This window comes from Streptosporangium sp. NBC_01469, from assembly GCF_036227305.1.
Classification (GTDB): domain Bacteria; phylum Actinomycetota; class Actinomycetes; order Streptosporangiales; family Streptosporangiaceae; genus Streptosporangium.
This window is the reverse complement of record NZ_CP109465.1, coordinates 7,908,618-7,921,749: the sequence shown is the minus strand read 5'-3', so window position 1 is coordinate 7,921,749 and position 13,132 is coordinate 7,908,618. Positions and strand designations below refer to the sequence as shown.

The 13,132-nt window shown below is 70.1% G+C and carries 1 protein-coding gene (running past one end of the window); it reads left to right on the top strand.

Features of this window, described 5'->3' with window-relative positions:
* The first annotated feature begins 76 nt into the window (after positions 1–76).
* On the top strand, positions 77–13,132 hold the 5' portion of the coding sequence (locus OG587_RS34495) for a type I polyketide synthase (protein ID WP_329082794.1). It continues 702 nt past the right edge of the window; only the first 13,056 of its 13,758 coding nucleotides appear in the window; the start codon lies at positions 77–79; the stop codon falls past the right edge of the window.

Sequence of the window (13,132 nt, the reverse complement as noted above, 5' to 3'; positions counted from 1 at the left end):
CTCTACCGCACATCGACCGCCCGCTGGACCTCCCCGGCGGGGCGGCGCGGTGCGCACTGTGGAAAGGAAGCTACAGATGACCGGATCGGCATATGACGTCGCCATCGTCGGCATGTCCTGCAGAATGCCGGGCGCGGCCGATCCCGACAGCTTCTGGCAGCTGCTCCGGGACGGGCGCGACGAGATCGGGAGCGTCCGGCCCGGACGTGGAAGCATCACCGAGCGGGCCGGTTTTCTCGACACCGTCGGTGATTTCGACGCGGACTTCTTCGGTGTCTCACCCAACGAGGCGCGCGCCGTCGATCCACAGCAGCTGCTCGCCATGGAGCTGGGCTGGGAGGCACTTGAGGACGCGGGCATGGCAGCCACGACCCACGACGTCCCGCGCTGCGGGGTGTTCCTCGGTTGCACCGGCACGGATTTCGCGGAGATCCTGGCCTCCCAGGGCGGGCAGGGGGTCGGCAGGCACTCGCTGTGGGGTGTCGGGCGGGGCATCATCGCGAACCGGATCTCGAACTACTTCGGGTTCAGCGGCCCGAGCATCGTGGTCGACAGCGCCCAGGCATCCTCGCTGGTGGCGGTGCACCTTGCCTGCGAGAGCCTGCGCAGCGGTGAGAGCGACCTGGCCATGGCCGGTGGCCTGAACCTGATCTTGTCGCCGACCAGCGGTGCGCGGATCGACCAGTTCGGCGCGCGGTCGGAGCTCGGCAGGTGCTCCACGTTCGACGCGCACGCCGACGGGTTCGTGCGTGGCGAGGGTGGTGGCATCGTCGTTCTGAAACCGCTGGCGCGGGCGATCGCCGACGGCGACCGGATCCACGCGGTGATCCGCGGGACCGCGATCAACACCGGCAACGAACGCCGGGTACTCAGCGCCCCGAGCCAGGACGCGCAGGCCGCGGTGATCAGAGCCGCGCTGACCGCCGGCGGTGTCGAACCGTCGTCGGTGCAGTACGTCGAACTGCACGGCACCGGGACACCCGCCGGTGATCCGGTGGAGGCCGCGGCGCTCGGCGCGACCTACGGCGCGGACCGGACGCAGGACGCGCCGCTGGCCGTCGGATCGGTCAAGACGAACATCGGGCATCTCGAAGGTGCCTCCGGCATCGCCGGCCTCATCAAGGCCGTGCTCTGCCTGAAGCACCGGGAACTGGTCGCCAGCCTGAACTTCGAGACGCCGAATCCGCGCATTCCGCTCGATGAGCTGGGCCTGAGGGTGGTGACGGGCGCCGAGACCTGGTCGGCGGACACGGTCCTGCGCGCGGGCGTGTCCTCGTTCGGCATGGGGGGATCGAACGCCCACGTCATCGTGGAGGAGGCCCCCCAGGTGGGTGTGGCCGAACCTGCGGCCGACGGCGCCGCGGATGTGCGGCCCTGGGTGGTGTCGGCGCGCACCGAGGAGGGCGTGCACGCCCAGGCGGCGCGGCTACGGGAGTGGCTGATCCGCCACCCGGAGCTGGATGCCACCGACGTGGCGCACTCGCTGCTGACCACCCGCGCGCAACTGGAGTGGCGGGGTGCCGTCGCCGGACGGGATCGCGACGAGCTCCTGGCCGGGCTGGCGGCCCTCGCCGACCCGGCGGTGCCCGCCGACGTCGTCGAGGTGACGACCGAGCAGGCGGCGGAGCGCCGGGTCGCCTTCGTCTTTCCCGGGCAGGGCAGCCAGTGGGAGGGGATGGCACTCGGCCTGCTGGACGCGGGCGGGGTGTTCGCGGAATCCATCGCGGAATGTGAAGCCGCCCTGGCACAGTACGTCGACTGGTCGTTGACAGGGGTACTGCGCCGCGCGGACGACGCACCCTCGCTGGACCGGGTGGACGTCATCCAGCCGACGCTGTTCGCGGTGATGGTGTCTCTGGCCCGGATGTGGCGGGCCGCCGGGGTCGAGCCAGATGTGGTTATCGGCCACTCCCAGGGCGAGATCGCGGCCGCCTACATCGCCGGAGGACTTTCGCTGCCGGACGCCGCCCGCGTGGTGGCGCTGCGGTCGCGGGCCGTCGCCGAGGAACTGGCCGGGCAGGGCGGTATGGCCTCGATCGGGCTCGGCGCGGACGCGGTCCGGGAACGGTTGTCGAGTTACGGCGATCGGCTGTCGCTGGCAGCCGTGAACGGGCCGCAGCAGAGTGTGATCGCCGGTGAGGTCGCGGCGATGGAGGACTTCCTCGCCGACTGCGCCCGCGCCGGGGTGTGGGCCCGCCGGATTCCGGTGGACTACCCATCGCATTCCAAAGCGGTGGAAGGGCTTCGGGACCGTTTGCTTGAGGAGCTGGCACCGATCCGTCCCCGGTCCGGGACGGTGCCGTTCTTCTCCACGGTCTTCGCCGATCGTTTCGACACGGCCGGATTGGACGCCGAATACTGGTACCGGTCGCTGCGGGAACCGGTCCGTTTCGCGGATGCCGCCACCGCGCTCATCCAGTCTGGGATCACGGGATTCGTCGAGGCCAGTCCGCATCCGGTGCTCACGATGGGGATCGGCGTGACGGCCGAGGCGATGGGCGCGGATGGTCGCGTCAGCGTCATCGAATCGCTGCGGCGGGGCGAGGGCGGACCGCGGCGCTTCACGGCCGCGCTGACGCGCGCCTACTGCGCCGGCCTGCGGGTAGACCTCCGGGCGCTGGTCTCCGGCGGATCGCGGGTCGATCTGCCGCCCTACGCGTTCCAGCGCCGTACCTATTGGAACGGCGCGTCGGCCACCGCCGGTATCGCCGTCGACGCGGTCCAACCCGTTGGGGCACCCGAGGAACCGCCGGTTCCCGAGGACGACGGGCAGGCCGCGGCGTGGGCGGACGGGCCGCTGGCGCGTCAGCTGCTGGCGACCCCCGAGTACCAGCGCGAGACGGTCGTCCTCGATGTCGTGCGCGCGCACGCCGCCGCCGTGCTCGGCCACGAATCGGCCCGATCGATTCATCCCGAACTGCCGTTCACGGATCTCGGGTTCGACTCGGTGAGCGGTGTGGCGCTGTGGAATCGGCTGATGCGGGGCACCGGTGTGCCGTTGCCGAGAACACTGATCTTCGATCATCCGACGGCGACCGCGGTCGCGGCGCTGCTCCACGCGCGCATCGCGGGAACCGGCGGTGGGCAGCGGCGGGTGTCGCGGCGGGTGTCGTCGGAGGAGCCGATCGCGATTGTCGGGATGGGGGCTCGTTTTCCCGGTGGTGTGGGATCCGCCGAGCAGCTGTGGGACGTGGTCGCGGGGGGCCGGGACGTGATGGGCCGGTTCCCCGCCGATCGTGGCTGGGATCTTGAGGGATTGTTCGACGCCGATCCGGACAAGCCAGGGACCGTCTATACCCGCGAAGGCGGATTCCTCAGCGGTGCGGGCGATTTCGACGCCGGGTTCTTTGGTATCTCGCCGCGTGAGGCGTCGGCGATGGATCCGCAGCAGCGGTTGTTGCTGGAGGCGTCGTGGGAGGCGCTGGAGGACGCCGGGATCGACCCGATGTCGTTGCGGGGCAGTGATACCGGGGTGTTCGCCGGTGCTTGTGTGTCGGGGTACGCGGATCGGGTGGTCGGTGATCTGGAGGGGTTCCGGCTGACGGGCACCTCGCACAGCGTCATCTCGGGACGGGTGGCGTATGCGTTCGGCCTGGAAGGGCCTGCGGTGACGGTGGACACCGCGTGTTCGTCGTCGTTGGTGGCGTTGCACATGGCGTGCCAGGCGCTGCGCCAGGGGGAAAGCTCGCTGGTGCTCGCCGGTGGCGTGACGGTCGCGGCCAGCCCGTATCTGTATGTGGACTTCTCGCGGCAGCGGGGGTTGTCGCCGGATGGGCGGTGTAAGGCGTTCTCGTCCTCGGCCGATGGTGTGGCGTGGTCCGAGGGTGTCGGTGTGGTGGTGCTGGAGCGGTTGTCGGACGCGCGGCGGCTTGGGCACGACGTTCTGGCCGTGATTCGTGGTAGCGCGGTGAACCAGGATGGTGCGAGTAATGGTTTGACCGCGCCGAACGGTCCCTCGCAGGAGCGGGTGATCGCTCATGCGCTGGCGAGTGCCGGGTTGACGTCCGCGGATGTGGATGTGGTCGAGGCGCACGGCACCGGTACCGCGCTGGGTGATCCGATCGAGGCGCAGGCGTTGATCGCCGCGTACGGCCAGGATCGCGACGAGCCACTGCGGATCGGGTCGATCAAGTCGAACATCGGGCACACCGTGGCGGCTGCCGGTGTAGCCGGTGTGATCAAGATGGTGCAGGCGTTGCGGTACGAGCGATTGCCGAGGACGTTGCATGTGGACGAGCCGTCGCCGCACGTGGACTGGTCGGCGGGTTCGGTGCGGTTGCTGACCGAGGCCGAGCCGTGGCCGGTCGGGGACCGGGTACGCCGGGCCGGCGTGTCGTCCTTCGGGATCAGTGGCACCAACGCGCACGTGATCGTTGAAGAGGCGCCCGTTGTGCCGGTGCCGGTGGCGGCGGGTGAGGAACGGCGGGAAGAGGATTCCGCGGCCATCGTCGAGCGTGACGTGTCCCCGACGCCGTGGTTGGTGTCGGGTAAGGGTGATGCCGGTTTGCGGGCGCAGGCGGCGAGGCTGCGTGGATGGCTGGTGGATCACCCTGACGCGGATCTGACCGACGTGGCGTACTCGCTGGTGTCTTCGCGGGCGCAGTGGGATTCGCGTGGTGCGGTTCTCGGTCGTGATCGTGAGGAGTTGCTGGCTGGTTTGTCGGAGTTGGCTGCCGGTTCGGTGTCGTCGGGTGTGGTGTCGGGTGTGGTCGGTTCGGGGAAGACGGCTTTCTTGTTCACCGGTCAGGGGGCGCAGCGGGCCGGTATGGGGGCTGGGTTGTATGAGGCGTTTCCGGTGTTCGCGGCGGCGTTGGACGAGGTGTGTGCGGGGTTCGATCCGCTGCTGGGTTGTTCGTTGAAGGAGGTGATGTTCGCCGGTGAGGGCGGGGAGGTGTTGGGGCGGACGGAGTTCACGCAGCCGGCGTTGTTCGCGTTCGAGGTGGCGGTGTTCCGGTTGCTGGAGTCGTTCGGGGTCTCCCCGGATGTGGTGATCGGGCATTCGATCGGTGAGCTGGTCGCGGCTCATATGGCGGGGGTGTGGTCGTTGGAGGATGCGTGTGCTCTGGTGGCGGCGCGGGGTCGGTTGATGGGTGCTCTGCCTGAGGGTGGGGCGATGCTCGCGGTGGCGGCGGCCGAGGGGGAGGTGGTCGCGGCGATCGCGGGGTTCGGTGATCGGGTGTCGGTCGCGGCGGTGAACGCGCCGGCTTCGGTGGTGGTGTCGGGTGATGAGGATCCGGTCGGTGAGGTCGAGCGGTGGTTCGCGGGCCGGGGTGTGAAGACGTCGCGGTTGCGGGTGTCGCATGCGTTTCATTCGGCGCGGATGGAGCCGATGTTGGAGGAGTTCGCGCTTGTCGCGGAGGGGCTGACCTACAGCGAGCCGCGGATTCCGGTGGTGTCCAACCTGTCCGGTGAGGTCGCCGGGGATGAGGTGCTTGATCCCTCGTACTGGGTGCGGCAGGTGCGGGCCGCGGTGCGATTCGCGCCGGGTATCGAGGCTCTGGTGTCTTCAGGGGTGCGGCGGTTTGTGGAGGTCGGGCCGGACGCGGTGCTGGCCGCGATGACCCGGCAGTGCCTTCCGGAGGATATCGAGGCGCGGTCGCTGGTGGCCGCGGCGGCACGGCGCGGTCATGACGAGGCCGAGCAGTTCATGACCTTCCTGGCGCAGGCGCACACCGCCGGTGTGGGCGTGGACTGGGCGTCGTTGTTCGCCGGCCGCCGGGTGTCGCGGGTGCCGCTGCCGACATACGCGTTCCAGCATCAGCGGTATTGGTTGCGGCCGCGCGCTGAGAGTGTCGGTGATCGGTTCGATCATCCGTTGCTGACCGGTGTGATGCCGGTGGCCGGTAAGGACGAGTGGGTGTTCACCGGCCGGTTGTCACTCCGCACCCACCCCTGGGTCGCCGACCACATGACCTACGGCACCGTCGTGGTGCCGAGCGCGACCCTTGTCGAATTTCTGCTCGTGGCGGGCAACAGGATCGACTGCGGTGTCGTCGAGGAACTGACGCTGGAGGCACCGATCCTGCCGTCCGAGGGCGACGAGGTCGAACTCCAGGTGGCGGTGCAGGAGCCGGACTCGACCGGGCGGCGGCAGTTCACCTTCTATTTCCGCAAGGTCGTCGGCGGTGCGGGCGAATGGGTCCGCAACGCCAGTGGAGTACTCGCCGGTGACTGGCTCGGCGGCGACACTCTGCTGGAGCGATTGCGGGATGAGCCGTGGCCGCCGGTCGATGCCGAACCCGTGGACACCGTCTGGATTCCGGAGCGGATCGCGAAGGGATCGGGACTCGAATACGGTCCCGCGTTCCTCGGTGTCGACGCCGCGTGGCAGCGGGAGGGCACCGTCTTCTCGGAGATCACCCTGGATGTGGCCGCCGCACCGGAGCCGGAACGGTTCGATCTGCATCCGGCGCTGCTCGACCTGGTGATGCACGCCGGCCTGGCCGGGCTCATCTGGCACGATCAGGACAGCGATTCGGATACCGGCCGACTGCTGTTCCGCTGGGGTGGGGCACGACTGCACCAGCCGCTGGTGAAGGCGACCGCACTGCGGGTCCTCGCCGTGGCGAGCGGGCCGGAGACGATCTCGGTGGCGGCCGTGGACGATTCCGGGCGACCCGTGGTCTCGGTCGACGCGGTCGTGATGCGTCCCTACGACGTCAAACAGCTACGCGGCACGCTGTCCGGTGGTGACACCGATCTGTACCAGGTGGAGTGGGTTCCGGCCGCGGAAGCCGTGGTGAGGGTGCCGGCGGAGCGGATGGCGGTGCTGGGATCGACCCCGGTGGCCGGAGTCGAAGCCGAATACTCGACTCCCGCCGAATTCATCACGGCAGAGGTAATTCCGGACGCCGTGATCTGGCATCCGGCGGCCGGCACGACCACCGGCGATCCGGCGGACATCCGGCGGCACCTGGAGACGGTACTCGCGACGGTGCAGGCGTGGCTGGCCGAGGACCGCTTGGCCGATTCGCGACTGGTCGTGGTGACCGCGAACGGTGCCGGGCTCGCGGGCGAGGCGTCGGATCTCGCCGCGTCGGCGATCTGGGGATTGGTGCGCAGCGCCCAATCCGAGAATCCTGGCCGGTTCGTCCTCATCGATGTCGATCCGGCGGCGACCGCGATCGATCCGGCACTCGTCGGTGCGGTCCTCGGTGCGGACGAGACACAGGCGGCGGCGCGCGGCGGAACGCTGCTCGTGCCCCGATTGACCCGGAGCACAGGGCATCCCGTGTCCGAGCCGGGTGAGCGGTTCGGGACCGGCACCGTGCTGATCACCGGGGGCACCGGCGGTCTCGGCGCGCTCGTGGCGCGCCACCTGGTCGCCACCCACGGAGTCCGGCGGCTGCTGCTGGTGTCCCGGCGCGGAGACGCGGCGGACGGCGCGATGGAACTGGTGTCCGAACTGACCGAGGCCGGTGCCCACGTGCGCGTGGCGGCCTGCGACGTGGGCGACCGAACGGCCCTGCGGGCCGTGCTGGCCTCCATTGACCCGGATCACCCGTTGACCGGTGTGGTGCACGCGGCAGGCGTTCTCGACGACGCCACCATCGCGGGTCTCACGCCCGAACAGCTGGAGCGGGTCTTCACCCCGAAGGCCGCCGCCGCATGGCACCTCCACGAGCTGACCGGCGAGGCGAATCTGACGGCCTTCGTGCTGTTCTCGTCCGTGGCCGCGCAACTGGGTTCGGCCGGACAGGGCAACTACGCGGCGGCCAACGGTTTCCTCGACGCGCTGGCACGTCGGCGCCGAGTCGAAGGACTGCCCGCGACGTCGCTGGCCTGGGGACCTTGGAACCAGGGCAACGGCATGACCGGCGCGCTGGACCGGACCGCCGTCGCGCGCTGGGAGCGGCTCGGCCTTCATCCCATCGCGGAGACCGAAGGCCTGCGGCTGTTCGACGAGGCCGTCGCCCGCGGCGACGCGCACCTGGTGCCGATCCGGTTCGACGCCGCCGAACTCCGGCGGGAGACCCAGGCCGGTGCGGTACCGGCGGTGATGCGCGGATTCGTGCGCCGCGCCACGAGGCCGACGGCCGCGGCATCGAGTTCACTCGGCGCGCGGTTGAGCCAGGTGCCGGAGGCCAAACGGGCGGAGGTGGTGCGGGAACTGGTGCGCGAGCATGCCGCCTCGGTACTGGGTCACGGCTCCGCCGAGGACGTCAACCCCGATCAGCGGTTCGACGAACTGGGATTCGACTCCCTCGGCGGCATCGAATTCCGGAACCGGCTGTCCAAGGCGACCGGGCTGTCGCTACCGTCCACCCTCGTCTTCGACCACCCCACCGCCACGGCCGTCGCGACCCTGCTGTACTCCAAGATCGAGGGGACGGACTCCAGGCCCCGGGTGACCCGGGCGTCGCGCAGGGTACGAGCGGACGAACTCATCGCGGTCGTCGGCATGAGCTGCCGTTTCCCCGGTGGCGTGGAAACGCCGGAGCAGCTGTTGCAGCTGGTCGTGTCCGGAATCGACGCGACCACGGCTTTCCCGGCCGACCGAGGTTGGGACCTGGAGCGGCTGATCGACTCGGATCCGGACAAGCCCGGCACTGTCTACAGTCGCGGTGGCGGATTCCTCAGCGGCGCGGCTGATTTCGATGCCGCGTTCTTCGGTATCTCGCCGCGTGAGGCGCTGGCGATGGATCCGCAGCAGCGGTTGTTGCTGGAGGCGTCGTGGGAGGCGCTGGAGGACGCCGGGATCGACCCGGCCTCGTTGCGAGGCAGTGATACCGGGGTGTTCGCCGGTGCGTGCGCGTCCGGGTACGTGGATCGGGTGGTCGGCGATCTGGAGGGGTTCCGGCTGACCGGCACCACCCACAGTGTGGTTTCGGGGCGGGTGGCGTATGTGTTCGGCCTGGAAGGGCCGGCGGTGACGGTGGACACCGCGTGTTCGTCGTCGCTGGTGACATTGCATCTGGGGTGTCAGGCGCTGCGCCAGGGAGAGAGTTCGCTGGTGCTCGCCGGTGGTGTGACGGTCGCGGCCAGCCCGTATCTGTACGTGGACTTCGCGCGTCAGCGGGGTCTTTCTCCGGACGGGCGGTGTAAGGCGTTCTCGGCTTCCGCCGATGGCGTGAGCTTCTCCGAGGGCGTCGGTGTGCTGGTGCTGGAGCGGTTGTCGGACGCGCGGCGGCTTGGGCACAACGTTCTGGCCGTCATCCGTGGTAGCGCGGTGAACCAGGACGGTGCGAGCAACGGGTTGACCGCGCCGAACGGCCCCTCGCAGGTGCGGGTGATCGAGCAGGCGCTCGCCAACGCCGGTCTGACGCCTGTCGACGTCGACGCGGTCGAGGCGCACGGCACCGGGACCACCCTGGGTGACCCGATCGAGGCGCAGGCGCTGATCGCCGCGTACGGCCAGGATCGTGGGGATCGGGAGCCGTTGCGGATCGGGTCGTTGAAGTCGAACATCGGGCACACCGTGGCGGCCGCCGGTGTGGCCGGTGTGATCAAGATGGTGCAGGCGCTCCGTCACGAGGTGTTGCCGCGGACGTTGCACGTGGACGAGCCGTCGCCGCATGTGGACTGGTCGGCGGGTTCGGTGCGGTTGCTGACCGAGGCCGAGCCGTGGCCGGTCGGGGACCGGGTGCGCCGGGCCGGCGTGTCCTCGTTCGGGGTCAGCGGCACCAACGCGCACGTGATCATCGAAGAGGCACCTGCTGTGCCGGTGGCGGTGGGTGAGAAACAGCGGGAAAAGGATTCCGCGGCCATCGTCGAGCGTGACGTGTTCCCGGTGCCGCTGCTGGTGTCGGGTAAGAGTGCGGAGGCGTTGCGTGCTCAGGCGGCGAGGTTGCGTGACTGGTTGTCTCGGCGTCCGGATGTCGATGTGGTGGATGTGGCGCGTTCGCTGTTGATGTCGCGGGCGCGGCTGGAGTGGCGGGGTGGTGTTGTCGCCGGGGATCGTGAGCGGTTGCTGGCGGGTCTGGCGGAGTTGGCTGCCGGTTCGGTGTCGTCGGGTGTGGTGTCGGGTGTGGTCGGTTCGGGGAAGACGGCTTTCTTGTTCACCGGTCAGGGGGCGCAGCGGGCCGGTATGGGGGCCGGGTTGTATGGGGCGTTTCCGGTGTTCGCGGCGGCGTTGGACGAGGTGTGTGCCGGGTTCGATCCGCTGCTGGGTTGTTCGTTGAAGGAGGTGATGTTCGCCGGTGAGGGCGGGGAGGTGTTGGGGCGGACGGAGTTCACGCAGCCGGCGTTGTTCGCGTTTGAGGTGGCGTTGTTCCGGTTGCTGGAGTCGTTCGGGGTCTCCCCGGATGTGGTGATCGGGCATTCGATTGGTGAGTTGGTCGCGGCTCATGTGGCGGGGGTGTGGTCGTTGGAGGATGCGTGTCGTCTGGTGGCGGCGCGGGGCCGGTTGATGGGTGCTCTGCCTGAGGGTGGGGCGATGCTCGCGGTGGCGGCGGCCGAGGGGGAGGTGGTCGCGGCGATCGCGGGGTTCGGTGATCGGGTGTCGGTCGCGGCGGTGAACGCGCCGGCTTCGGTGGTGGTGTCGGGTGATGAGGATGCCGTCGCCGAGGTCGAGGGCTGGTTCGTGGGGGTGGGCCGGAAGACGAGCCGCCTGCGGGTGAGTCACGCGTTCCATTCGGCGCGGATGGAGCCGATGCTGGAGGAGTTCGCGCTTGTCGCGGAGGGGTTGACCTACAGCGAGCCGCGGATTCCGGTGGTGTCCAACCTTTCCGGTGAGGTCGCCGGGGACGAGGTGCTCGATCCCTCGTACTGGGTGCGGCAGGTGCGGGCCGCGGTGCGATTCGCGCCGGGTATCGAGGCTCTGGTGTCTTCAGGGGTGCGGCGGTTTGTGGAGGTCGGGCCGGACGCGGTGCTGGCCGCGATGACCCGGCAGTGCCTTCCGGAGGACGTCGAGGCGCGGTCGCTGGTGGCCGCGGCGGCACGGCGCGGCCATGACGAGGCCGAGCAGTTCATGACCTTCCTGGCGCAGGCGCACACCGCCGGGGTCGAGGTGGACTGGGCGCGGGTGTTCACCGGTCGTCCCGCGTCGGCGGTGTCTCTGCCCACCTACGCGTTCCAGCACCAGCGGTACTGGCTCGAACCAGCCCCGGACGGGCAAGGCCATGCCACATCGGAGCACCCGCTGCTCACCGACGTGGTGCGGGTGGCCGACCGGGACGCGTGGCTGTTCACCGGGCGGCTCTCCCTGCGCACCCACCCGTGGATCGCCAATCACACCACCTACGGTGTCGTGCTGGTCCCGAGTGCCGCCCTCATGGAGATGCTGCTGGTCGCCGGACGCCGGATCGGCAGCCCGGCCGTGGACGAACTCACCCTTGAGGCACCGATCTTCCCGCCGGAGGACGGCGACGTCGAACTCCAGGTCCTCGTCCAGGAACCGGATTCGTCGGGGCGCCGGCCGTTCACGTTCCACCACCGCCGGGCCGCCGACGGGGCGGCCGGCGAGTGGAGTCGCAACGCCAGTGGCGCGCTGAGCGGGAGCCGGCCCGCCGACACCGGGCTCCTGGACATGCTCCGCGACGAGCCGTGGCCGCCGGTCGGTGCCGAAGCGGTCGCCACCGACTGGATTCCGGCCCAGGTGGCGCGCGCCGCCGGACTTGAGTACGGAACGTCCTTCATCGGTGTCGACGCGGCATGGCACAGCGGTGACACGGTGTTCTCCGAGATCACCCTGGACCCGGACACCCCGGCCGAGCGGTTCCAGCTGCATCCGGCGCTGTTCGACATGGTGATGCACGCCGGGCTCGCCTGCCTGATCTGGCCGGACCACGAAGGCAACCCGGCCGAGGGCAAACTTCTGTTCCGCTGGGGTGGCACACGATTCCACACCACGTCGCGGGTGAAGACGCTGCGGGTGATGGCCGTCCGGCGCAGCAGCGAGGCGATCGCCGTCGTGGCCGTCGATCAGGACGGGAACCCGGTGGTGTCCATCGACGAGGTGGTCATGCGCTCCTATGACGTCCAGCAGTTCCGTGCCGCGCTGCCGGGAGGCGGCGCGGGAGTGTACGGACTGCAGTGGACGAAGGTCACCGCCCAGGCCGAACGCCCGCCCGCCACCGGCATGGCGGTGCTCGGCGCCACAGCGGTGACCGGAATCGAGGACCGGTATCCGGATCTGGAGGCGCTCGCCGCGGCCCCCGCCGTACCGGATGCCGTGGTGTGGGCGGCGGCCGCCGTGCGGCGGGACGATACGACGGCGGCGACCCACGAGCTGGTGAACGACGCCCTGCACACGGTCCGACGCTGGCTGACCGACGACCGGTTCGCGCGGTCGAAGCTGATCGTCCTGACCGCGAGTGCGGCGGCGGCCCTGCCCGGTGAGGTGCCGGACATGGCGGCGGCCTCGGTGTGGGGACTGGTCCGCAGCGCCCAGACCGAATATCCCGGACGGATCGTGCTGCTCGACAGCGGCGAACCCGGCGGCTCGGATGTCTGGGGCGACTCGGTACGGGCCGTGCTGGCGACCGGCGAGCCGCAGGTGGCCGTACGCGGCGACGGCATCCTGGTGCCGCGCCTGGAATCCGCGTCGTCCTCGGCCACCGCGCCGGTGTCGTTCGGAACCGGGACCGTGCTGATCACCGGCGGCACCGGCGGGCTGGGCGCGCTCCTGGCCCGTCACCTCGTCGCCGAGCACGGGGTGCGCCGGTTGCTGCTGGTGTCCCGGCGCGGCGAACAGGCCGACGGCGCGACGGAACTCGTGGCCGAACTGGCCCGAGCCGGCGCGGAGGCCCGGATCGCCGCGTGTGACGTCACAGACCGCGACGCGCTGCGCGACCTGTTGCGCGCCGTGCCCGCGGACCGTCCACTGACCGGCGTCGTTCACACCGCCGGTGTGCTCGACGACGGCACGGTGCACACCCTCACCGTTGACCAGGTCGATCGGGTGTTCGCACCCAAGGCCGATGCCGCGTGGTACCTGCACGAGCTGACCCGCGAGGCGAACCTGTCGGCGTTCGTGCTCTTCTCCTCGATCGCCGGTCTGATCGGTTCGGCGGGACAGGGCAATTACGCCGCGGCGAACGGTTTCCTGGACGCCTTGGCGGTGCGTCGCCGGGCCGAAGGGCTACCGGCCGTGTCACTCGCCTGGGGGCCGTGGCAGCAGGGCATCGGCATGACCGGTGGCCTCGATCGGACCGGGGTGGCCAGACTGGCGCGGCTGGGTCTGCACCCGCTG